General features: G+C 70.7%; 19 protein-coding genes and 1 pseudogene. 7 read left to right on the top strand and 13 right to left on the bottom strand.

Going from position 1 to position 23,097, the window contains the following annotated elements; translation table 11 throughout:
• Positions 1 to 286: 286 nt before the first annotated feature.
• Complete coding sequence (locus AC5WAM_RS06430) at positions 287 to 1,666, bottom strand: RodZ domain-containing protein (protein ID WP_495523514.1); 1,380 nt, start codon at positions 1,664 to 1,666, stop codon at positions 287 to 289.
• A 309-nt stretch (positions 1,667 to 1,975) separates the two neighbouring features.
• On the opposite strand from AC5WAM_RS06430, the gene AC5WAM_RS06425 reads away from it, so the two are divergent.
• Positions 1,976 to 2,776: an SDR family NAD(P)-dependent oxidoreductase gene (locus tag AC5WAM_RS06425; RefSeq protein ID WP_366794635.1), complete on the top strand. Its 801-nt coding sequence runs from the start codon at positions 1,976 to 1,978 to the stop codon at positions 2,774 to 2,776.
• Positions 2,777 to 2,814: 38 nt separating this feature from the next.
• On the opposite strand, the gene AC5WAM_RS06420 is transcribed toward AC5WAM_RS06425, so the two are convergent.
• The 7 genes from AC5WAM_RS06420 to AC5WAM_RS06390 form a co-directional block, all read right to left on the bottom strand.
• Positions 2,815 to 4,242 carry a TetR/AcrR family transcriptional regulator gene (locus AC5WAM_RS06420; RefSeq protein ID WP_495521917.1) on the bottom strand — a complete coding sequence of 476 codons (1,428 nt, stop codon included), beginning with the start codon at positions 4,240 to 4,242 and terminating at the stop codon, positions 2,815 to 2,817.
• A 145-nt stretch (positions 4,243 to 4,387) separates the two neighbouring features.
• Positions 4,388 to 4,669, bottom strand: a complete 282-nt coding sequence (locus AC5WAM_RS06415) for a hypothetical protein (RefSeq protein WP_495521916.1) — start codon at positions 4,667 to 4,669, stop codon at positions 4,388 to 4,390.
• Positions 4,666 to 5,388, bottom strand: coding sequence for a hypothetical protein (locus AC5WAM_RS06410; RefSeq protein WP_495521915.1), 723 nt, complete (start codon positions 5,386 to 5,388; stop codon positions 4,666 to 4,668). Before AC5WAM_RS06410 ends, AC5WAM_RS06415 begins: the two co-directional genes overlap by 4 nt.
• Entirely contained in the window at positions 5,385 to 5,801 is a 417-nt protein-coding gene (locus AC5WAM_RS06405; RefSeq protein ID WP_495521914.1) for a hypothetical protein, read from the bottom strand. Before AC5WAM_RS06405 ends, AC5WAM_RS06410 begins: the two co-directional genes overlap by 4 nt.
• Positions 5,802 to 7,847: 2,046 nt before the next feature.
• Positions 7,848 to 8,084, bottom strand: a complete 237-nt coding sequence (locus tag AC5WAM_RS06400) for a DUF8825 domain-containing protein (RefSeq protein WP_366794640.1) — start codon at positions 8,082 to 8,084, stop codon at positions 7,848 to 7,850.
• 280 nt (positions 8,085 to 8,364) lie between these two features.
• Positions 8,365 to 8,934 (bottom strand): DUF4232 domain-containing protein, encoded by a 570-nt coding sequence (locus AC5WAM_RS06395; protein WP_495521913.1) that lies wholly within the window; start codon positions 8,932 to 8,934, stop codon positions 8,365 to 8,367.
• Between the two features lie 524 nt (positions 8,935 to 9,458).
• On the bottom strand, positions 9,459 to 10,064 hold the full coding sequence (locus AC5WAM_RS06390) for a dihydrofolate reductase family protein (RefSeq protein ID WP_495521912.1): 606 nt from the start codon (positions 10,062 to 10,064) through the stop codon (positions 9,459 to 9,461).
• An 888-nt stretch (positions 10,065 to 10,952) separates the two neighbouring features.
• Here AC5WAM_RS06390 and AC5WAM_RS06385 point away from each other — a divergent pair.
• From AC5WAM_RS06385 to AC5WAM_RS06375, 3 genes are all read left to right on the top strand, one after another.
• Positions 10,953 to 11,450: a hypothetical protein gene (locus AC5WAM_RS06385; RefSeq protein WP_495521911.1), complete on the top strand. Its 498-nt coding sequence runs from the start codon at positions 10,953 to 10,955 to the stop codon at positions 11,448 to 11,450.
• An 11-nt stretch (positions 11,451 to 11,461) separates the two neighbouring features.
• Positions 11,462 to 11,791 carry a hypothetical protein gene (locus AC5WAM_RS06380; protein ID WP_495521910.1) on the top strand — a complete coding sequence of 110 codons (330 nt, stop codon included), beginning with the start codon at positions 11,462 to 11,464 and terminating at the stop codon, positions 11,789 to 11,791.
• 94 nt (positions 11,792 to 11,885) lie between these two features.
• The gene (locus AC5WAM_RS06375) at positions 11,886 to 12,254 is read left to right on the top strand and encodes a hypothetical protein (protein ID WP_495521909.1); all 369 of its coding nucleotides are present in this window, start codon (positions 11,886 to 11,888) and stop codon (positions 12,252 to 12,254) included.
• Positions 12,255 to 12,380: 126 nt separating this feature from the next.
• Here AC5WAM_RS06375 and AC5WAM_RS06370 read toward each other — a convergent pair whose 3' ends face one another.
• The 5 genes and pseudogenes from AC5WAM_RS06370 to AC5WAM_RS06350 all read right to left on the bottom strand — a co-directional run bounded on the left by AC5WAM_RS06370 (position 12,381) and on the right by AC5WAM_RS06350 (position 18,932).
• Positions 12,381 to 12,893, bottom strand: coding sequence for an RICIN domain-containing protein (locus tag AC5WAM_RS06370; RefSeq protein WP_495521908.1), 513 nt, complete (start codon positions 12,891 to 12,893; stop codon positions 12,381 to 12,383).
• A gap of 193 nt (positions 12,894 to 13,086) precedes the next feature.
• On the bottom strand, positions 13,087 to 14,769 hold the full coding sequence (locus tag AC5WAM_RS06365; RefSeq protein ID WP_495521907.1) for an ABC transporter family substrate-binding protein: 1,683 nt from the start codon (positions 14,767 to 14,769) through the stop codon (positions 13,087 to 13,089).
• Between the two features lie 123 nt (positions 14,770 to 14,892).
• A complete protein-coding gene (locus tag AC5WAM_RS06360; protein WP_495521906.1) occupies positions 14,893 to 17,058 on the bottom strand; it encodes a dipeptide ABC transporter ATP-binding protein in 2,166 nt (721 codons plus the stop codon).
• Positions 17,055 to 17,962: pseudogene (locus AC5WAM_RS06355) on the bottom strand (ABC transporter permease). The gene AC5WAM_RS06360 and the pseudogene AC5WAM_RS06355 overlap by 4 nt, the downstream one beginning before the upstream one ends.
• Before the next feature lies 1 nt (position 17,963).
• Positions 17,964 to 18,932, bottom strand: a complete 969-nt coding sequence (locus AC5WAM_RS06350) for an ABC transporter permease (protein WP_366794674.1) — start codon at positions 18,930 to 18,932, stop codon at positions 17,964 to 17,966.
• A gap of 547 nt (positions 18,933 to 19,479) precedes the next feature.
• Here AC5WAM_RS06350 and AC5WAM_RS06345 point away from each other — a divergent pair.
• The 3 genes from AC5WAM_RS06345 to AC5WAM_RS06335 all read left to right on the top strand — a co-directional run bounded on the left by AC5WAM_RS06345 (position 19,480) and on the right by AC5WAM_RS06335 (position 22,927).
• Positions 19,480 to 20,397, top strand: a complete 918-nt coding sequence (locus tag AC5WAM_RS06345; protein WP_495521905.1) for a LysR family transcriptional regulator — start codon at positions 19,480 to 19,482, stop codon at positions 20,395 to 20,397.
• A 479-nt stretch (positions 20,398 to 20,876) separates the two neighbouring features.
• Entirely contained in the window at positions 20,877 to 21,839 is a 963-nt protein-coding gene (locus AC5WAM_RS06340) for an SPFH domain-containing protein (RefSeq protein ID WP_495521904.1), read from the top strand.
• 11 nt (positions 21,840 to 21,850) lie between these two features.
• Complete coding sequence (locus AC5WAM_RS06335) at positions 21,851 to 22,927, top strand: C40 family peptidase (RefSeq protein ID WP_495521903.1); 1,077 nt, start codon at positions 21,851 to 21,853, stop codon at positions 22,925 to 22,927.
• The last annotated feature ends 170 nt before the right edge of the window (positions 22,928 to 23,097 follow it).

Raw genomic sequence — 23,097 nt, 5'->3', positions numbered from 1 at the left:
CCCGCCGCGCCCCGGTCCCGGCAGGCCGCGGCGGGTTGGACATATGGCCGTCGTGGCGCGCGGTCTACAGGCTGCGGCCCGTACTTGCGGGCCGAGACCTTCAGTTGAGGCCGCTGTCGGCGCCCACGCGCAAGCTGTGGGCGCGCACCGGCAGACCGCTGACGACCGCCCTGCCGTTGGCGTTGAGCACCGGCAGCAGGTCCTTCAGGAGTGAAGGCGCGCGTCGGCGGGTGCGGCCTGGGGCAGGTCCGGGTGGGGTGGTCCGGTGCGGCAGGGCCGTCAGCTCTCAGTCGCCTCTGTTGTAGACGAGACGTTCGACCTGGCCCGGGGGGAAGTCGTTCGGGATCTCCTTGCCGTTGACGACGAGCTGGAGGGCGGAGGCGTCGCCGAGGACCAGCTCGATGCGGCGTTTGTCGGTGAACGTCTTGGTCTCGCCGCTTTCCAGTGTTCCGTCGAACAGGCTCTGCCCGTCGTGGCCCTTCGCCGAGAGCCAACTTCCCTCGCTGCTGGCGGTCACCACGACAGTGACCCGGTCCTTGGGGGCCGCGCCCGGCCGGGGCGAGGGGGACTTGGACGGCGGGGCGGAAGCCTGCGGGGTGGTCCGCCGGGAATCCGAGGCGGTGGCAGGAGGGCTGCCGGTCTTCTTGTCGTCCCCTTGCCGGGTGAGGGCCAGCAGGCCGCCCGCAAGCGCGCTCGCCACGGCTGCGGCCACGATCAGCAGGGTGATCACGCGGCGCTTGCGCGCCGGGGCGGGCCGGAGCGGTTCGTCGACGCGGCCGGGAACGTCGGGCGGCACTGCCGGTACCGGCGGCGCGGCGCGCGGCCGGTCAGGGGCGGTGAGCGCCAGGGTGTTCGTGGCCGGTACGGGGTCCGGGGCCGGCCCGAGCGAGGACAGGAGCGTCTGGGGCGTGGGACGGTCGGCCGGATCCTTGGCCAGACAGGCGCCGACCAGCGCCCGCAGCTCTCCCGGCAGGGCGGAGAGGTCCGCCGGCTCGTGCACCGCCCGGTACATCAACCCCACGGGCGTACCGACCCCGAACGCACTGCCTCCGGCCGCCGCGACGAGGACGGCCCCGAACGCGAACACGTCGGCGGCACCGGTGACGTGCTCACCCCGGGCCTGCTCGGGCGCGAGATATCCGGGCGTGCCGAAGGCCGCCCCGGTGGCGGTCAGCCGGGTGGCCTCCACGGCCCGCGCGATGCCGAAGTCGAGGACGCGCGGGCCGTCGCCCGCCATGATGATGTTGCCCGGTTTCAGGTCCCGGTGTACGAGCCCACAGGCGTGGACGGCTTGGAGCGCCTCGGCCAGGGCCGCTCCGAGAGACCTCAACCGCTCTTCGTCCAAGGGCCCTTGCCGCTCGACCAGTTCGGCGAGCGTGGGCCCGGGGACGTACGCGGTGGCCAGCCAGGGGGAGTCCGCTTCAGGGTCGGCGTCCACGACCGGAGCCGTGTGGAAACCGCCGACCCTGCGGGCGGCCTCGACCTCCGCGCGGAACCGTGCACGGAAGTGCGGGTCGGCCGCCAGCTCGGGGCGTACCACCTTCACCGCGACGGCCCGACCACCCGGTGAGCGGGCGAGGTAGACCCTGCCCATGCCGCCCGCGCCGAGCTCTCGCTCGACGGCGTAGACACCGATCCGCCGCGGCAGGTCCGCGCCGTTCTCCATCGCCTGCACGCCTCCCCCTGCGCACGGTCGCCCGTACGCGACGCCGTCCGGTGCACCCCGGCCGGACTCCGGTCCCGCGTATCCGACCAGCAGCGTAGACGAACTCATGGCCCGGCAGTCCGGGAAGCCGGACCCGGTCGCCGCCGCGCCGTGAGCGGGTCGGCCAGGGCGCGACCGCCGTCGGCTGCCGGTCGTGGCCGTGGGCCGCCTCCCCTCGCCCGTAAGTCTACAGCTGTATACTTACGTGTCGGACACCTCGCAGCACCACAGCGCGGGGCCACGCAAGCGGGCCCCTGAGAGGGAACACGGATGAACCTCAACCTCACCGGTAAGCGCGCGCTCGTCACGGGTTCGAGCGCGGGTCTTGGCAGGGAGACCGCGAAGCTGCTGGCGGCCGAAGGGGCCGCCGTCGTGGTCCACGGCCGGGACGGGGACCGGACGGAGAAGGTCGCGCGGCAGATCCAAGAGGCCGGCGGGACGGCCGACGCGGTGGTCGGTGACCTCGCCGACGACCGCGCCGCCGCCGACGTCGCCCGCGCCGCCACTGCGGGCGGTCCCGTCGACATCCTCGTCAACAACGCCGGTTTCTACCGGCACTTGTCCTGGGCCGAAGCCACCCCCGACGAGTGGCGCGACACCTACAACGTCAACGTCGTCTCAGGTGTCCGGATGATCCAGCAGCTGGTCCCCGCCATGCGCGAACGCGGCTGGGGCCGTGTCGTCACCATCGGCGGCGGGCTCGCCTCACAGCCGATGAACACCCACCCTCAGTACAACGCCACCCTGGCCGCACGGCACAACCTCGCCGTCTCCCTCGCCCGCGAACTCAAGGGCACCGGCGTCACGTCCAACGTCGTCTCTCCCGGAGCGATCCTCGTCGAGGCCACCAGGGACCTCGTCACCGGCATCGGGCCCGCCCGCGGCTGGGGCCGGACCTGGGACGAGATCCAGCCCAACGCCGTCCAGGCCCTCATCCCCAACGACCAGGAACGCTTCGGCGAACCCGAGGAGGTCGCCGCGGCCGTCGCCTACCTCTGCGGCGACTACGCCCAGTACATCAGCGGAGCCACGATCCGCGTCGACGGCGGGCTCATCCGCTCCGCCTTCTGAGCACGCACCCCGCCGTCCCGTACGCCGACGACGGACGGTCAGCCGTCGGCGCCGTCGAGGCCGGGTCCGGACGCGGATGTGCCACCCGCCTCGTGGATCGCCGGATGGATCACCGGTTCGAGCATGCCGGTGAGGAGGGCGGTGAGGCGGGCCTCGTCGGCCGTGGCGAGCGCGCTGGTACCGACGACGCTGCGCAGCAGCCACGTTCCGGCGACCAGCGCGAGGGCGAGCTGCGCGCGCACGTCGGCGTCCGAGCCGTCGAGCAGCCCTGCCAGCCGGGCGCCCACGTTGGCTTCCACGCCCTGCCGGACGATTCCCGCCGCCTCGGGGTCCGGTGCCGAGCGCAACAGCAGCAGGAACGGATCGAGCTGCTCCGCGCCGGAGGCGGTGCGCTCGGTGAGCGTGTGGGCGATCGCGCCCGCCAAGCCGGCGCGTTCGTCGCCGACGATGGTCGGCGGTGCGAAGGAACGAGCGACGGCCTGGGCGAACAGGCCCTCCTTCGAGCCGAAGTAGCGGTTGATCATCATCGCCGTCACACCCGCCCGCTCGGCGATCTGACGCACCCCGGCCCCGGCGTACCCGTGCTCGGTGAACTCCACGACCGCGGCGGCGAGGATCGCCTCGCGCGTCGCGGCGGCGTCACGCCTGCGGGCAGGAGGTGCAGTGCTCATGGCCAGGAGCATACGGGGCGCCACCGCACGGATCGCGGGACGGTGGAGCCGCGAAGGTGCGGCGTGGGCAGAGCCCGAGCCGCCGGTGGCCCGGGCACGCGGCGCCACAGCCCGTCGCGGAGCCCGGCCCCCGCCGCCGCGGATATCGATGCCGCCGTGGATGTCGATGACACTCCCGCGATCGGGGCGCCGCTCCAGCGTGCGGCGCCGCGACGCGATGTCCAGGGCCCGCTGGACGCACTCGGCCGCGCCCTCCGCGACATCCGCGATGTGCCGCTCCTCCCGCTCCGGCAGCGCCGTGAACGGACCCGCCGCGCGCGTGATCCGGGCGAGGAGCCACAGCGCGGCGTACGGCGCCGTCCTGCACCCGGTGGACCGCCATCGTCGCAGGTCGTGGGCGTCCGCACGCGCGAGCCGGTCGCGACGGACCCGGTCGGCGGCCGACCACGACCGCGGTGCGTACGGCATCGGCAAGCGCTGCACGATGGCTGCGGTCCGGTCGGCGCAGTCGACGAGGGCGTCCTCGACGGCGCGCATGGTGTCGAGGACGACCAGGCGGGCGGGGGCGGGGTGTTCACCGCTCTGGTCGGGGCCGCGTTCGAGGGTGCGGAGGTGGGCGGCCTGGTGGCGCTCGTACTCCAGCTCAAGCTGTTCGGAATCGAGGTGGTCGAGGTGGGCGCGGTAGTCGCTGGGGCCGACGCCGAACGCTGCGGCGGTCGTGGGGGCGCCGACGGCTTCGTGGAGGTCGGCCCAGCGCAGGGCGACGGTGCGGAGGTGCGTGGCGGTCGTGGTCATCGTCGGTGCTCCTGTGGTGCGCGGGACGGTGCGGGGACTGGCCTGGTGGCGTGGTGGCCGGGCACTCGATCGCGGCGGCGTACGGCGCAGGTGTGTCCGTCGGGGGTGAGGCGTCCGTCGACTTCCGCGGCGGTGGTGCGGCGGGTCATGGGCGGCGCCTCCTGCGCGCGAGCCCGTACGGGGATTGCCGGGCGGGTCGGTTGGGACGGCGGCGGGCCCGGAACGCCCGGCCTGCCCGGCCCAGGGCTGAGCGGGCGGCCTTCGCGGAGGCGCGCATGACCACGGTCATGGCGTCGTGGACTGTGTGGATCCGGTCTGCGACGGCACGGGCGAGCGACGGCTTCTCGTAGAACCCGAGGTCCGTGCCACCGTGGAGGGGCAGCCATTCGCCGTCGTCGTCCAGGAACTCGATGCGGATGGGCTTCACGGCTGCTCCTCGGCCGGGCCGGTGGGCCGTGTGAGGGTGCCGTTGGCGTGGCGGCCCGTGTGTCCGGCGATCAGGCCGGACTGCTCAGTGCCGAGCGCCTTGGGGGCGTTGCTCCGCGCGTCACACGGCGCACCGGCGAGGGCGACACGGATGCGCTGCCGCCAGCCGAGGGCACCCGGGTTGCGGAGGGCGGCTCGAACGCGCTCGATCACGGCGCGCTGCTCGGTGTTGGACTCGATGAGGCGGGCGCGCTGCCGGACAAGCTCTGCGTTCTCGGCGAGCAGCTCGTCGACGCGGGCGATGGCCGCTGTGTCCCTGCGGACGTTCTCCGCGGGACGGCTCTCCAGGTGCTGCCCGCGGGTGCGCGTGCTGAGGAGTTTGCCGTGCGGGAGGAGGACGTCGAGGACGGCTGTGGTGAGGGCGTCGAGGACGTGCTCGTGCTCGTCGACGCGGGGGTGCTCGGGGTGTTCGGGGTGCTTGTCTAGAAACGGGCCGATGGCTGCCGCGAGTTGGTCGCGGAGCGGGAGCCCACGTTCCGGGGCTCGGAGCGTGGCCGTGAGGTCGGCGGCCATGGCGCGGGCGAGCGGGTCGGGTGCCTCGCCCCAGACGTCGCGGAGCGTCTCCACGCGGGCGACGGCGTCCTCAGCGGCGGCGAGGCGCTCGCGCAGCCTGTCGAGCGCGTCGTCGGTGAGGTCGTCGAGGCGGATGCGCCCGGTCATGCGGCCGGGTCCTTCCTCGTGCAGCGCGTGGTGTCGTGTTCGGCGCCGCGGGACTCCCATGACCGAAGGCAGCAGGCGGTGTTGAGGTCGGCCCAGCCGCGGTCGGCGTCGATGGCGAGGGCGTGGCCGAGGGCGCAGTCGGCACCGTGGTCGCTGCTGACGGGCAGGGGCCCGAGGGGGCGGCAGGGGGTGAGCGGGGGCGGCGGCGCGGGCCGGGCGGCGAGGCGTTCGCGCTGCGCGTCGCCGCGGCCCCGGCGGTCGGCGACGGCCTCGCAGCGGCCGCACCAGGCGAGGGCCAGGGCTCCGCCCATCGTGCCCAACGCGGCGGGCCAGTACGGGCTGGTGGCGGCGGCCGTGGTCGCGCCGAAGAGGGCGCTGGCGCGGAAGGCGACGGCGTCATGACGGTGGGGCATGTGGGGGGCCTCGTCAGTGTCGGGGCGGATGCGGCGGGCGCCGGGCTGAACTAGGGCGTTGGTGGGGGTGCTGCCGGGCGAGCCTGGTGGGGTGGGCGGGCTGCCCGCCGGTTGGGGGTGGCCGCGGCCCGTCGTGAACTGGGCGGGGGCGGGTTCGTAGGTCGTGCTGGCGGGGCACGGCGCCGATGAAGTCGAACGGGGGCTGGTCTTGGAGGGCTTGTCCCGCGAGCAGGTGCGGGACTGGCGCGTGCTTGCTGCGCGTGACCACAGGGTGGTGTTCGATCACATCGCCCGGTGCGGCGAGGCGTCGGCCAACCACCTGTTCACGTGGGCGTGTGTCGCCAGGGTGCAGTGTCTGTCCGGCCTGGGGCATCTGGACCTTGGTTTCGCTCTGTGGGGGGGGCGGGCGTGAGCGGTGGCGAGATGTTCGGTATCGATGTATCGATGTGGCCCGCCTCGCGCTGCGGGCAAATGGGGGGATCTGCTTGTGGTGGGGGGCTCCGGACGGGGTTTCGCCTGGGCATGGCGCGTTCCGCAGGAGGGGTATTCGTGGTGGTACTTGTGGGTGGGCTCGCAGGGGCATGAGCGATACGACGATGAAGGTCGACTCCGCGACGTGGGATCGGTACCAGCTCGAGCTGAACCGGGCCACGCTGGTGTGCCGCGAGGTCACTGGGGAGCCTGGCATCGCCGAGGTCCTCGATGCGGCGTTCGATGCGATGCTCCCCGAGGGTGCGCCGACCTCCCGGGACTCTGCGGGGCGGGCGTCGGGGACGGGCAGGTGGTGCTGCGCGTGCCGGACGTGGTCGCCGCCGTCACCCTCGTGGGGTTGGGCCCGGACGAGTGGTTGCACACAGTCGACGTCCAAGGCCGACAGACGGGCATCGGCGGCACGACGCTGTGCCCTCACGACGCACTAGCCCTGATGGGGGTGCCCGGCGGTGGGGGTGCTCACGGCGATGCCGGACTCCCCGCTGCAGCGGAACAGAAGTACCCGGAGGAGGTGAGGGGCGTCATGGAGAGCGTGGCCCCCGCAGCGCGGCTCGGTTCCGGCGGCTTCGGGTGGAGTTCCAGATGAACACGAGGCACGCCGTCTTCCCGCCGCTCTTCCGGCGTCGGACCAGCTCGGGGGGCACAGGGACGACCAAATCGAGTACCGCCCCTCGTTGTTGAAGACGACCTTGTAGTGGGCGCGGGGCCGGTTTCGGTCGGCACGGCGGGTTCCTCTCGTGAGCGTACGAGCATCAGATGTGGGGGAGGCCAGGTCCGGACGGCCGAGGAGTCGGTCTTCACGGGCTCCTGCCTCGTGCCAACCGTCGTTCTGTCCTCAACGGTGCTCCCTGCCGGGCGGGTTGCTGCCTTGGCTTCCGGTTGTTTCTCGCTGACGGCGGCTTCCGGTAGGGGCACAGCAACTCCCAGCGCACGCAAAACGCTTCCCACGAGGGCTTCTTGACGGCCTGACGGTTCATGCTTGGACGTTTTGATCTTTCCCAGATCCAGGCCTGACCGGCTGCGGCCGAAGGTCCCTCCCCTGCGGACCTTGGTCCTGAACCAGCACAGACGGGTGTGTGCTCTCCGGCAGGCATGGCCCCTGCGGCGCTGTCGGGCATCGAGGTCCGGACCTCCCGACCCGGACGGCGCCCGCGAGTGCCGTCGCCTGGAGAAAGCGGCGCTGGCCCGCGACGCCGACGCCGCGGTCGAGGTAGTGGCTCGACACCTCGCCCAGACCGCGGCCGGACTGACCGGCCCCCCGCCGCAGCGAACCCGCGAAGGGAGCCTGATGTGCCTCGCCGGTCCGGCCGGACGTCTGCGCCTGATCACGGCACGGAGCTGTGGGCGTCGCTGACGCTGTGGCCTGTCCGAGGGGTCCGGCACCCGGAATCGGCCGGACGGGCCGCAGCGCCCAGCCCGGGGCGGCCGCCCAGCCCGGGACGCCCAGCGGCCGAGGCCCTGCCCAGCCGGATGGTGGCGCTGCTGTGGTCCGTGTTGCCGTCCAGCCGGGTCCACATCACCGTGCCACTGTGCGCACCCGGCGGCTGGTGAGCGTCACGGCCGTGCCTGCGCGGCCTGGGCGCGGGCCTGTTCCTTGAGCGCGACGCGGGCGGCGGGGGTGCCGTGCGGAGTCTGCCAGTAGGGGTGGGCTGCGATCAGACGGGACAGCTGTAGTAGTCGGCGCCGGTGCGCGGCCGCGCCGCTCGCCGGCACGTCGGCCAGGTGCTGGTAGGTGACGTACCAGGCTTCCTGGGCCTTCAAGAGGTCAGTGGGAAAGGTGTGCCGGTCCATGCATGTAATTAGATCGCATGTTCGAATTTGGATGCAAAGGCAGCCTCCGGCTCTCCGACCGCATCTGTGGTGTGTCCCGCGCCACTGGACCTTGACCGTTTGCCATCGGACTTTGAAGTGCGCGAGTTTGTGTCATCGGAGTTTGATCACGGCAGGTCGGCGACTCAGCGCACCGAAGGCGCGCTGAGTCGCCGACCTGCACTTATGTGCAGTTCCTCGTAAACGTGCAGGTCAGAGCCTTGCGATCGTCACGCAGGCTGCTCGATGTGTGGGGAGGGGGTCAGGAAGGCTTGACCGCCGAGACCGGGGTGGCGGTCACCTTGTTGTCGCACTCGGCCCACCACCCGTCGTTCAGGGCGACCTGGTGCTTCCCGGAGTGCGGCAGCCCGATGACCATCGTCGGAAACGCAGCCGGGGTCTTGCCCGACACGCAGTAGCCGTCGCCTTCCCCCTGGACCTGGACGAAGGTCAGTTTCACCCACGCCTTGCCGTGCGGCCGGACCGTCACGGTGGCCGCCCTGCCGGTGGGGGTGACCTTGAGCGGGGTGTTGTGGGCGGGGGAGCCGTTGCCGGCGCCCGCGACCGTCGGATGGCCCTTCAGGACGCACGTCTTCCGGGAGACGTTGGTGAACTGCACGACCGCCGCCCCGGTCCCGGTCCCGACGGGCGGGTGCGCGGCCTGCCAGGCGCTGACCTGGAGGGCGGAGGTCGAGCAGGCGGGCGGCGGAGTGGAGGTGGTGGTGCTCACCGCCATGGCGGTGCCGGGCAGGACACCGGTCACCGCCGCCGCGACGGCCGTGACCGCCGTCGTCGCCAGAGCCGCCCTGCGAATGCCGTTGCTGTGACGCATGCTGTCGTCCCCCTGAGTCGTCTCGTCCGCGGGTTTCGGCCGTTGGCTGTTGCCCCGCGGTACGTGTGGTCGTGCTGCGTGAGTGCAGATAGGCGGGAGGGCGGCAGGGTTCCGTGCGGCGACTACTTGTGACGGAACGGTGACGACAGGCTGCACTCGTGCAGATGGCCGTCAGGGCAGACAGAAGCACCTCCAGCGCGCCACGGGTTTTACCCCTCCCCGGTGCGCACCGAAGGCGCCCTGAGTCGCTGACCTGCGGTGATCAAACTCCGATGACACAAACTCGCGTCTGTCAATGTCCGATGGCAAACGCTCAAGATCCACAGGTATTGGCGCTGGCCCTCTACCGGGACGGTCCGGTACAGGCCCATCCGGGCCCGAGGGTGGTGCACCTCGAAAGGGCGGCGCCCTGACCGGACGACACGTGCAGCGGCAGGTCCCACGGTGCCGTGCGCGAGACGTAGACGCTGTGCCCGTGCTCAAGGAAGCGGAGGAAGGCGACGAGCTCGGTGGACGGGCCGACGTCACGCAGGCGCGTGGAGCGGCGGGTGCTCGAGCACCCGGGGCTTGTACTCGACCAGTTGGATGCGGCCGTCGAAGGTGCGGTGCTCGGTCATCTCGAGGGCAACGTCCGGATAGCCGTCGTAGATGCGTTCCTCGCCCGTGGCCCCGGTGATCACCGGGAACATCATGACCCGGAAGCGGTCGACGAGTCCGGCCCGCAGCAGGGACCGGCACAGGCTGAGGCTGCCGATCGTGCTGAGGAGCCCCGAGCCACTCGACTTCATGGCGCGGACCGCCTCGACGGCGTCGCCTCGGACGAGCGTCGAGTTGGCCCACGTCAGTGGCTCCTCGAGTGAGGAGGAGAACACCACCTTGGACGCTTGCGTGAGCTCGTCGACGGACGCCTCTTCTTCGGGCCGGAACTCGTCCTGGCCGTTTGGCACCTCGCCTGCGGCGAAGCCCGACATGAGGCGGTAGGTGTTCGCTCCCATCAGGTACGTGGCCTCGGGCTGTTTGCCGAGCCATGCGAGGTACTCCGGGCCTTCGAGGCCCCAGAACCCGGGCCATCCCTCTCCCGACGCGTGACCGTCGAGGGAGGTGATGAAGTCGACGAGAAGCTCCGACATGGCGGTGTCCTTTCCTGGGGTGTCACGAGCTTGGACCGGCCGGGAGCCACAAACTCATCGGCCGCGCTGTGCAGCGCGGTAGATCGCCGAGGACGGCGGCGCAGCGAGCCGAGCTGCTTGACCCCTCGCCCCGGGCCGGCCCTCAGCATCAGGGACCTCGACGCAGGAACAGGGGATCGACGCGGGCCGCGCCGTGCACGCGAGGCTGGTTGCTTGCGAAAGAGTGAGAGCCTCGCCCAGGACGAGCGATCCGTAGCTCTCCGCCGGCGGTTTTGGTGCCGAACCGGCCTGCCCCGGCTGGTGGTGGCTGTACGGAGGGTGCGCGGGCAAGGTAGGGGCGTGACTCATGGCCGGAGATCCTGGAGGGATATCTCCTGTCGAAGGCGAATGGTCAAGGCTGCTCGGGCAACAGCACGGGAATCGTGACCGGGAGTGGCTTCGGGCCAGAAAGCCATCGCCTCGCCGATGATGCCGGGCAGGCGATGGCCTCCCGGCCGTGCCAGCCGACGGACCGAGTACAGGTTCGGTCTCGCCCTGGAGCCAGGAACCCGCAGTGCCGTCGGGCGACTGGAAAGAAACCGTGTGCGCGTCTCGTGCGCCGGGCGCCCAGAAGTTGCTGAGCGGGTCCGGTGGCAGCCCAACGAAAGCGTCGAACGATACGTATCCGCCCGGTAGGGATGGCGGGGCGATGAACCCTGGCCAGAGGGGGCCATCTTCGAGATCTTCCTGAAAATGTCAAGGAGGCGATGGGGTGATGAAAGGGCCACCCTCTCCCTGTATCGGAATTTCCGTGTGGACCTTGGATTGGGAATTCACCTAGGCTCAGGTGGTGACGGGAAGCCTTCCGTCAGGGGCCCGTCAATTGATCCGGAAGAAGGGTGAAATCGAGTGCAGCTCAACCGAAGGATCGCGATTCCCTTTGCCGCCGCCATAGGTGCAGTCAGCATTGCGCTGAGCGCGCCTTCGGCCCATGCACACCTGCACGCGCCCGGTGGCGCCGAGGTGGCTGCGAAGGCGAAGACTGAGCCCTGCAAGGGAAAGCAGCCCAGCAGTAAAATCGCTTACACGTTCCATCGCGGGCCTTCCAGGGTCCCGCTGCGCTGCGGAAACAGCAAGTGGGGATTCAGGCACATAGCTGCCCACGGCAGGTGGAGCAAGTATTTCAAGAGCAAGATAAGCAGTACGCTCTGGAACGGCCACGAGGTGGTCCCTGGCGTCGTCCTCCGGTACAAGCCCGGTGTGGGTTGCACCGCAAAGCCAAAGAAGAACTTCAAGGTGGTCTACAATAAGGGCCCCCTTGGAGGGAAGCCGGGTGGAATCACTCCACAGGGGATCATCACGGCTTCTGTGCACTACACCGCAAGTGTCACCAAGGGGCCATGTTAGGAGGGTTACCTATGGCCACTTCTGAGCAAGTAGAAGAAGTGCTTGGCAAGGAGATCCTGGGAATTCACCAGGAATATCCTGGCTTCTCCATCGAAGTTCTGGAAATGCGTGTAATTGACGTATATCCACGCCTTTCGGTGCGACTCCGGATTCGGGTTCTAGGGGAGCTGTGGGAAGTATCCTTTGACTACAAGGGGACGGAAGCGAGTCTGGTCAGCGGCGACCTCGACCCTGATCGCGTGAAGTACCTCGGGTTCCTGATGCGCACTCATCTCTTTGAGTGGTGGGACACGAAGGACACGGAGAAGGCGTCCAAGCGAATGGGTAAGAGGCTCAACTGAGTGACGAGCACGTCCCCCTGGGATCCCGAGGGGCGGCAGGCGGTGACCATCCGGCATCCGGCGGATCGCTGCCGAGAGCGGCTACAGCGTGCCCGTGATCTACCAGCACTCTCCGAGCAGGGACGCCGTACGGCGCGCGCTGCTTGAGCGGGTCAACGGCGAGCTGGCGCAGCGGATGCGGGCCGCGGTGGCCGGTGAACCGGCGTCACGGGGGCCGTACTTGGCGGCAGCCGCCTACCTGGAGTTCGCCTGGTCGCGGCCCGGCCTGTACCAGCTCGTGTCGGGCGCACCCGGCACGGACGCCGACGCCGCCACCCGCCGCGCGGCCGCCGACGACGCGATCGCCTTCACCGGGCAGCTGAAGGCCGCCCGCAAGCCGGACCGGAGCCCGTCCACGGCGCTGACTGACCGACACAGCGGGCGGCAGGTCAGGGGCGCGACCGCCGGTGGTGGCATTCCATGACGGTCACCGGCAGTCGCGTCCCGATTCACGACGGCGGATGTGGTCCCTCAAGGCTTCGCGTCGACCACCCTGCCGCTGCGCGTGGGTGCGATCCCGGCGAGCCGCGGCCGCACCCACGCGGGTGGGTCAGTAGCGGGTCCACACCTGGGGCGCGGCACCCGTGCAGACCGTCTGGCGCACCTCACGGCGGCTGCCGGAGGGCGCCGCGCCGTCGTCGAGGCACAGGCCGCTCGCCACGTTCTTGATGGTGACCTTGTTGTTGCCCAGTTCGATGAACTCCCAGCGCTGACCGGAGACGTTGTCGCAGGGACGCTGGAGCACGTTGGTGCCGGGCGTGGTGCTGAACACCTGCATGCACTTGTTGGAGTGGGCGGCTCTCATCAGGGACGTGGGGTTGTCCACCTCGAAGCTCAGCGAGAACCGCTGGTGGGCCTTGCCGTTACAGCTGAACTGCTGAAGGACGGTGTTGTCCGCCGACGAACCGGCCTGCACGTCGAGGCACTTGCCGGTGCCCGCGTTCTGGAACGAGTACTGGCCGGAGACCCCGGCGTGGGCCGGGCCCGCGAGCACGGCGGTCGCCGCGAGGGCGGCGCTCGCGGCGATCCCGGCACGGACGGTGAACGAGCTGCTGAGCTTCATGCGAGGTCATCTCCCTGACATCAGGTGCGGATGCTGGCCGGGGAGCGTCCGGCACCGCGCGGCGGGCCGGGGCGCTTCCCCGTTCGCGGCCGAGTCTCGCGGTGGCCCCACCCGCTCCTCAAAGCCCTTCGAGGCACATCGAAACCAGACATCGACACGGCCGCGAGAAGGCCCCGGGAGCGGGCCCGGAGAGCTACTTCTTCCAGCCCACCGTCTCCGGGAGCGGGCTGGCGAACATGGTCGCGCCCACGTTCGCCAGGTCCTTCTTGACGCTGTACGTCGACGGGCCGCTGAACAGCGGGAGCAAGGCGTGGTTCCGGAGGGCCTTCCGCTCGACCTCGTTCGCGGCGGCTCCCTGCTCGGCCAGGTCGGGGATGTCCGCCGTGGCGCGGATCTCCTTGTCCAGGGCCGGGGACCCGGCGCCGGTGAGGTTGGATTCGCGGTCCGAGCAGTAGAGCTCGCACAGGGAACGGGCCCCGAACGGGTCCATGGAGCGGTTGCCCGAGACGATCAGGTCGAACTTCCGCTCGTTGAGGACGCCGGCGAAGTCCGAGTCGGCGGCCTTCTTGATGACCAGGCGTATGCCGACCGGCTTCAGCATCGCGGTGAGGGCGCCTGCGGTGGCCTTGGCCAGCGCCTCGTCGCCCAGGAGCGTGTAGTTGAACTCGAGCTTCTTGCCGCCCTTCTCCCGGACACCGTCGCTCCCGGGCTTCCAGCCCGCCGCGTCGAGTTCCTTCTTCGCCCGGTCGGGGCTGTACTTGAGGACGGCCGAGACGTTGTCCTCGTAGCCCTTCTGGAAGCTGTAGAACAAGACCGAGCCGGGCAGCGGTTCCTTGTAGTCCAGGCCCTGGAACTGGATCTTCGCGATCTGTGTGCGGTCGATGCTCTCCTGGATCGCCTTGCGCACCGTCTTGTCCCCGAGGACCGACGACTTGGTGTTGATGCGGAGCGAGTACACGAACGGGCTGCCGCCGCTGCGGATCTCGGTGCCCTTGAGCCCCTTCAGCTGCTTCAGGCTCTCGGCGTCGCCCGGGGAGACGTAGTCGAGCTGACCGTTCTTGAAGGCGTTGACCGCCGCGGTCGGCTCCAGGTTCACGTAGGTGCGCTTGTCGAGCTTGCCCTTCCTGCCCCACCACTTCGCGTTGCGGACGAAGGTGATGTTGCCCGAGTGGGTGTCCCACTTGCCGACGGTGTACGGGCCCGCGCCCCACTCGGGGTGCGCCTTCTTCACGTACGCCTTGTTGAAGTTGTCGACCTTCGCCGCCTTCGGGTGCAGGAACGTGGAGAAGAGAGTCGGCCAGGAGGCGTAGACGCCCTTGAAGGTGATGACGGCCTGCTTGGCGTCCTTGCCGCGCGTGACCTTGGTGATCTGTTCGTAGCCCTCCGTCGTCGCGGCCGCGTAGGCCTTGTCGGAACCGTTGTTGGCCTTCCACGTGGCCTTGATCGCGGTCCAGTCGATCGGTGTGCCGTCGTTGAAGGTGGCCTTCTTGTTGAGGGTGAGCGTGACCTTCTGGTCGCCGCCCTTGACGGACACCTTCACATCGCTGAAGTAGTCCGGGTTGTACTGCACGTCACCGGTCGGCGAGAACGTGATCGCGTTCGCGTTGTACCAGCTCCACACCCGGCTCGCCGCCAGCGTGGAATTGACGTTGAACGGGTTGCCCTGGTCGTCGAACGTGCCCGCCGTCGTGTAGGTCCCGCCGTCCCTGAGCTTGTCGTACGCCGTCGGGTTGTAGTCGGCGGCGCCCGAGGCTGCGGAGGGGGTGTTCTTCGCGTCCGAGCCCGCGGCGCCGTCACCGGACGAGGACTGGCACGCGGTGGCGGTGACGGAGATGGCGGCTATCAGGGCGATGGGCAGGGCCAGTTTGGCACGCATGGGGGTGGTTCCTTGAGGTGGTGGTGTGTCGTGGAGTGGAGGTGGGACGTCGGCCGTCCGGGGCCGAAGAGAGGGCCGAGAGAGGGCCGGAGAGCCGGACAGGGGGCCGGTGAAGGGGGTGCCCTACGCGGCGTGGCAGGCGTACGCGTGACCCGGCTGCCCCGGCACCGGCCGGACGGCGGGGCGTTCCGTGCGGCAGCGCTCCTGGACGTCGTCGCCTGCGAGGCGGTACACGGGGCAGCGGTCGATGAACACACAGCCGCGCGGCAGGTCCGTCGCGCTCGGCTGCTCGCCCCGCAGAACGATGCGTTCGCGGGTGCGTTCGCGCTGCGGGTCGGGTACGGGGACCGCCGAGAGGAGCGCCCGGGTGTAGGGGTGCTTGGGGTCGGAGAAGAGGGTCTCCGTATCGGCGGTCTCGACGATGTGGCCGAGGTACATGACCGCGATGCGGTCGCAGACGTAGCGGACCACGGCGAGATCGTGCGCGACCATGAGGTAGGCGAGTCCCAGCTCGCCCTTGAGCCGGTTCAGCAGGTTGATGACGCCCGCCTGCACCGATACGTCGAGGGCGGAGAGCGGCTCGTCGAGGGCGAGCAGCTTCGGGTCCGTGGCCAGGGCGCGGGCGATGCCGATGCGCTGGCGCTGGCCTCCCGAGAGCGCGGCCGGGAAGCGGTCGCTCACCGAGGCGTCGAGGCCGACGAGCGTCAGCAGTTCGTGGACGCGGGCGCGGATCGCGTCCCGGTCGCGGCCGACGGCCCGCAGGGGTTCGGCGAGCAGCTGGTGGACGGGCAGGCGCGGGTCCAGGGCGCCCAGCGGGTCCTGCATGACGATCTGCACGTCGTGCCGCAGGGTGCGCCCGCGCCCCCCGGAGCGGGCCGCGGTCGTGTCGACCGCGGTGCCGGCACGGGTGCCCGTCGCCGCCTCCATCGCGGTGCCGGCACGGGTGCCCGCCGTCGCCCCGACCTCCCTCCCCGCGATCTCGATGCGGCCGCCCTCCGGCCGCCTGAGCCGCAGGATCTCCATCAGCGTGGTCGTCTTGCCGCTGCCCGACTCCCCGACCAGGCCCAGCGTCTCTCCGGTACGCAGCTCGAAACTGACCTGGTTGACCGCGTGCAGCGTGCCCACCCGGCGTTTGATGAACGCGCCCTTGGTGACGGGAAAGGTCTTGACGAGGTCCTCTACGCGCAGCACCACGTCGCCGCTCCCGGCGGCGCGCCCGGTGTCCGCCCGCTGGTCGACGGAGCCTGCGCCCCCGGTGGGGTCCAGCGTGCCCTCGGCTATCTCGGCCGCGCGCAGACAGGCCACGTCCCCGTGCCCCGTGACGGAGCGCAGCTCCGGCTCCTCGGAGGCGCACGCGTCGAGCGCGACGGCGCACCGGCTCGCGAAGGGGCAGCCGTCCGGCAGGCCCGACAGGACGGGCGGCTCTCCGCCGATCGGGACCAGGGGCCGACGGACCCCGCTGTCCACGGTCGGCACCGCGGCCAGGAGCCGTGCGGTGTAGGGCATCGTCGGCCGGCGGAACAGCGCGTGCACGTCCGTCTTCTCCACGAGGCGGCCCGCGTACATGACGGCGACGTCGTCCGCGTGACCGGCCACGACGCCGAGGTCATGGGTGATCAGGACGAGCCCGGCGCCGGTCTCCCGTTGCGCGAGGCGCAGGACGTCGAGGATCTGCGCCTGCACGGTGACGTCGAGCGCGGTGGTGGGTTCGTCGGCCACGAGCACGCGCGGCCGGTTGGCGATCGCCAGGGCGATGACGACGCGCTGGCGCATGCCGCCGGAGAACTCGTGGGGGAAGGCCGAGGCTCGCCTGCGGGGGTCGGGAATGCCGACGAGGTCGAGCAGTTCCACGGCCTGCTCCCAGGCCGCCTTCCTGGACAGGTCCTGGTGGACCCGCAGCGCGTCGGAGAGCAGCCTGCCCACGGAGAAGATGGGGGTGAGCGCGGACAGGGGGTCCTGGAAGACCATGCCGATGGAGTTGCCCCGTATCCGTGACAGCGCCCGGTCGTCGAGGCCGATCAGGTCCTGGCCGCCGAGCAGGACCTGGCCGCGCAGGTCGGCGGTGGGCGGGAGCAGGCCCATGATGCCCATCGCGGTGGCCGACTTGCCCGAGCCGGACTCGCCGACGATGCCGAGGGTGCGGCCCGGCAGCAGATCGAAGCTGACGCCGCGCACCGCTTCGACGCGCCCGGCCTCGGAGGGGAAGGAGATCCGCAGGTCCCGTACGGAGAGCACGGGGGTGGCGTCGGCGGCGGAGACGCCGTCGCGCAGGGGGGTGGTGAGGGTCATCGTCGGCCTCCCGCCGCACCGGTCACGGACGTGGGGTCGAGGGCGTCGCGAAGGCCGTCGCCGATGAACGTCATCGACACGGTGAGCAGGACGACGAGGCCCGCGGGAAAGGCGAAGAGCCAGGGGGCGCTGGTGACGGTGGTCGCCCCGTCGGCGAGCATCGTGCCGAGGGAGACGTCCGGGGTCTGCACACCGAAGCCGAGGAACGACAGCGAGGTCTCGCTGAGTACGGTCGACACGACGCCGAGCGTCAGATTGACGATGAGCAGGGAGCCGAGGTTGGGGACGATGTGGCGCAGGATGATGCGCAGCGGACGCACGCCCATGAACTCCGCCGCCGTCACGTAGTCCCGTTCGCGCAGCGAGGTCGAGACGGACCAGATGACCCGGGCGGTGGACATCCAGCCGAAGACGGTGAGCACCACGATGAGGGCGCGCCAGTCACCGGCCAGCCGGTGGGACACACCAGGGCGAGGATGAGGAACGAGGGGACGATCAGCAGGAAGTGGATGGCGCCGAGCGTCAGCCGCTCCACCCGGCCGCCGAAGTACGCGGCGCTCGAACCGATGACCGCGGCGACGACGATCGTCAGGACGGACACGCTCACGGCGATCACCAACGAGCGCCGCAGCCCGTGCACCGCACAGGCGTAGATGTCGTTGCCGCCCTGGTTGGTGCCGAACCAGTGCAGGTCGCTCGGCGGCTGGGTGAGGGCGGTGAAGTCGGCGTCGGTGTGGGCGTAGGACGTGAACAGGTCGCCGAAGGCGCTGAACAGCACGAGCAGCGCGAAGATCACGACGCCGGCGACGGCGAGGCGGTTGCGCAGGAAGCGCCGCAGATAGAGCCGGCCGCGGCCGAGGTCGCCGCGCGGCTCGGCGGTGAGGGTGTGGGGTGCTGTCGTCATGTCAGTTCACCCGGACCCGCGGGTCGAGGAAGACCGTGGCGATGTCCGCGAGGATCGCTCCGACCGCGGTGAGCACCGCGGCGAACGCGGCCGTCGCGACCGTGCCGTGTACGTCGTTCTTGCTGAGGGTCTCGATGAGGTAGCGGCCCATGCCGTTCCAGCCGAAGACCGTCTCGGTGATGACGGCTCCGGTGAAGACGGCGGGCACGCTGAACGCCACGGAGGCCGCCGTCGGGATCAGCGAGGCTCGCAGCGCGTGCCTGCGGACGGCCTGGCCGCGGGTGAGTCCGGTGGCCTGCGCCGTGCGCACGAAGTCGGCGTTGATCGTGTCGAGCAGCAGCGAACGCTGCGTCAGGTGGTGGCCCACGTAACCCATCAGCGTCAGGGTGAGCGTCGGCAGGATCAGATGCAGGAGGCGGTCACCGATCGTCGGCAGCAGTCCCTCGACGTCGGGCGAGCTCTCCCCGGCGACGTAGAGGAAGTCGAACCCCGCGTGCTGGTTGAGCCAGATGGCGACGAAGACGACGGCGAGGGCGGCCACGGACGCCGGGATGTTGAACACCGCGATGGACAGGGCCTGCGAGATCCGGTCGGCCGCACCGTACTGGCGGGCGGCGGTGTGGACGGCCAGCGCGACTCCGATCACGACGGACAGGACGGTCGCCGTGATGACCAACTCGGCGCTGACGAGGGCGCGGTAGCCCACCTCGCCGTTGACGGAGACACCGGTGGGTGAGGTGCCCCAGTCGAAGTCGAGGATCACCGAGGTGAGCCAGTTCCACCACCGCTGCACCAGCGGCATTCCGGGGTCGAGGTTGTACGGGGCGAGGGCACGGGAGATCTGCCCCTCGCTGGGGGCCGGGCGTACGTCCTTGTAGTTCGATCGCGGGTCCAGGAACCAACTGGCCAGGAAGTACGTGGCGTTGGTCGCCACCACGATCATCAAGAGCCAGCCGCCCGCCTTGCGCATCACATAGCGCACGGTGCGGACCGCCCCCTCACCACACGCGTGGGACGCGCCGGGACGGCGCCGGGGACACAGGTCGAGTACATGTGCGGTGGAGCTTTCTCTGGGCGTGCAGGTGATGTGCCACCAAGGGGGCGGATGCCAGCTTGATGTGCCGTGGGTGGCTACGCCAGGTTTCGGCCGGTTCCGCCATGAGGCCGCAATGTTGCCGTACGGGATGCAATGTCGCTGTAGCAAAATGATCTCGCGTAAGGCGCAAAACGTCCCAACATGGACGTTCAGTTCACTGGCGCTTCCTCGGCCGGGTCCCGCTCCTGATGGAGGTGCGTCTCCACCGATGGGGCCCTTTCGCCATTCATGCCGCCCTGCTCGGTGTAGGCCGCAAGAAGCGCTGACGGAAAGCCGCAGGGATTCAGCTGCGGCCGGGGTCCGCTGAAGGTGCGGCGCGAGGTGATAAAGGAATGTCCGATGTGGCGAGAGGGGGACCCTTTCGCCCCTCCAACGGCCGATGGATTCGGCGGCCTATGATGAGCGCCGGAGGTAGTTCGCCATGCGCATGGAACAGTTGGAGTACCTGGCAGCAGTCACACGGCTGGGTTCTTTACGTCGTGCCGCAGAGGAACTGCACTTGTCGCAGCCGGCGCTGAGCGAGACACTCCGCAACCTGGAGCGGGAATTAGGAGTGGAGCTCCTGGAACGCAGGCGTTCCGGGGCAAGGATCAGCGACGAGGGACGCGAACTGCTGCCGCACATCACCGAGGTGCTCAACGCGGTCGACCGGCTGCGCCAGGCGGCCGACAGCCAGCACCAGGTCAGCCGCAGACTGCGCCTCGGCACGGTCAGCGCGGCCACGGCCACGCTCCTCGCCCCGGCCATCCGTGAGTTCGGCGCCACCCATCCTTCGACACAGGTGGAAGTGATCGCGGATCGGCAGGCCGGCATCCAGCAGCACCTCACGGAGGGCAGCTTCGACCTCGGGGTGATCAGCTACCTCCGGGACGACGACCCGCCACCCGGCCTGCACACCACCGAGCTGCTGCGCGGCCGCCCGGTCGTCTGCGTCCGCCGGGACAGCCCGCTGGCGGCGCTCAACGCGGTCACCGTCGCCGACCTCCTGGCCCAGCCGCTGATCCTGATGCGGTCCGGCTATGCCATGCACCGCTACGTCCACCGGCTCCTCGGGGGCAGCACCCCCTCCTTGTCGTACGCGACCGACGGCGCCGAGATGTGCAAGCTGATGGTGGCCGAGGGCCTCGGCGCCACCGTGCTGCCCGACTACAGCGTGCTCGACGACCCCCTGGAACGCAGCGGCACGATCACGTGCCGTCCGCTGGCGGACGACTCCACCGAGCTCCGCGTCATGATCCACCGACGCCGCGCACGCGCGGTGCCCACGGCGGAACGGGACCTGCACGCCATACTCGTCCGCCGCGCCGCGGAACAGCGCGGGAGCCGACCCGCCGGTTGAGTCGCACGGGAATGCACTGCCGGATATTCGGGCGCCCGCCGCCAAGAGCCGCCCCATGTCGGCCGATTCGGGACCAAGGTCCTCGGAAGGAGGGACCTACGGCGACAGTTGATCAGGTTGCATTCGGGCAGGAGCGGATTGCTTGACGTCCAATAGTCATGGCGCCAAAGGGCTCTGGGGGAAGTGCTTTGGGGCATCGCTGGGAGGTTGTTATGCCTTTACCGAAACCCGAAGCCACCGAGAAGCAGCCGGAATTCGGGAGAGGAAGCCGCCCGGGGGAGACGACCGCGGAATCCGGAAGGACCGCCGGTGCGGGTGACGAGTCCCCGACGAACACCGACTTCGTCGTGCGGAAGTACCACGAAACGATTCCCATGGACCTCCTCTTCCGGGACGCCGAACCGGCGAAACGGCCACCGCCGCGGCCCCGTCACGCCGCGGCCCCCGCACCGGCCGACACTGCCAGGACCCGGCGGCTCGTGCCCCCTCCCCGGCTGGAGAAGGACCTCTTCGAGCGGTGCGGGTCCGCTTGCTCCGGGTGGTGGGCGGTACTCGCCGTGCTCCTCGCGGCGGCCGGGGCGGGCGTGCTGGTCTGGTCCGGCGGGCTCGTGCCCGCACGGCTGACCGAGCTGCTGCACCTGCCCGAGCGGTCCGCGGACGGGCTCGCCCTCTGGCAGTGGGGTGCCGTCGGCGGCTGCGGGGCCCTCGCGCTGCTCGCTCTCGGCGGGCTCACCCGGGGCCGGGTCGGCTCCGCCTGGGTGCTGTCGCTGTTCGGCCGCTACCGGGGTACCGTCCGGCGCACCGGCCTGGTGTGGATCAGCCCGCTGATGCCGCGCCGCCGCGTGGACGTACGGCTGCGGCACTGGCGCAGCGAACCGATGGCCGCGGCCGACGCGCGGGGTGTGGAACTGCGGGTCGTGGTGTTCGTGGTGTGGCGCGTCACGGACACCGCGCGGGCGCTGTTCGCCGTCGACGACCACGTGGCGTACCTGCGCGAGCAGGTCGAGGCGGTGACCGCGCGGGTCCTCTCGCAGCTGCCCGCCGACGCGTTCGGCGACCTCGGCGCCGACACCGACTCGTTCGGCGGGCCCCACGCCGCCGCCGAGACCCTCCGGGACGCCGAGGCGGTCGGTGAGACGCTCAGCCGGACCCTGGCGGCCGAGTGCCGGGCGGTCGGCATCGAGGTGTTCTCGGCACGCCCGACACGGATCGAGTACGCGCCCGAGATCGCGGCCGCCATGCAGCGCCGGCAGATCGCCGCGATCGACGCCCAGCACCGCGACAGCGTGATCACGTCGGTGCTCGACGCCGTCGACGACACCGTCAGCCGACTCACCCAGCGGGGCCTGGTCGCACTCGACGACTACGAACGCAAGGCCCTGGTCAAGGACTTGACGGTGGCCTTCTACACGGCACGCGGCAACACCGTGGACACTCACTGAAAGGAACCTCCGTGCAGACACCCGAATTCGCCGACGAGAAGCCCGTCGACTGCGCCTGCGCGGCCTGTGCGGGAACTGCCGCGCTCTCGCGTGCCGACCGGCGCTGCACCGTGCGCGGAGCCGTCGTGGCCGCCGTCGGCGCTGCGGTCCTGGTCGGTGCCGCCTCCGGCACCGCCTCGGCCGAACCCGCCCCGAGCCGTGCCGGCTGGGACGGCTCCAAGTACTGGTACAAGGACGCCACGGGCTGGTGGCGCTGGACGTCCCACTACGACAAGTACGCCGAGCACGTCGCGGACTCCGGCAGCTCCGGGAAGTCCCGTAAGACAGGGGGGAGTTCACCATCCGGCCGGACCTCCTCCTCCGAGCCCACGTTCCGGGGGCGCGCCGGATTCGACGCCGCCGACGGGGTGTACTGGTTCCGCAAGGGCGGCCACTGGCACTGGACCCGCCACAAGAGCAAGTACGAGCAGTGCACCGGTGGTTCGTCCTCGGGCGTGTCCTCGCCCTCGCCCTCGCTCTCGCGGGGCAAGGGGCGGCACTCCACCCATCCCACCTTCCGCGGCCGCGCGGGCTGGGACGCCGTCGACCGCGTGTACTGGTACCAGCGCGACGGCGGCTGGTGGTGGACCAGCCACCAGAGCAAGTACCAGCGGTACGCGGGCACATCGAGCACCACGGGCGGCGCCCCCTCCGGCACTTCCCCCGGCTCCGGCACTCCCCGTCGGCACGGCACCGAGGCCGCCATCGCCTTCGCCGCGGCCCACCTCGGCGACGCCTACGTCTGGGGCGGCAACGGCCCGCACGGCTGGGACTGCTCCGGCCTGGTGATGGCCGCCTACCGCACCGCCGGGATCTCCCTGCCCCGGGTGGCCGACGCCCAGTACCGCGCCACCACCCCGGTCTCCCGCGGCGACCTGCGCCGCGGAGACCTCGTCTTCTGGAGCAGCAACGGCAGCGCGACCGGCATCCACCACGTCGCCATCTACCTGGGCGGCGGCCAGTACCTGGAGGCCCCGCGCCCCGGCAAACAGGTCCGGATCTCGTCCTTCGACCGATACGAACCGAACATGTACGGCCGGGTGCGTTAGGCCGTCTCCCGCGGATCGTCTGACCGCGGGGCGATGCGGGGCCCGGGCCGGTGCCGCCCGGGCGGAGTCTCTCACCGCCTTCCTCGTCCAGGCCGCTGCCGAAGGCGGTCTGGACGAGGAAGGCTCCGCGATCGTCCGCGCTCGTCGGCCCGCCGCACGGGGGCCGGGCC

This window comes from Streptomyces sp. JLYT201 (assembly GCF_059448825.1).
This window is presented reverse-complemented; position numbering and strand designations above follow the sequence as displayed.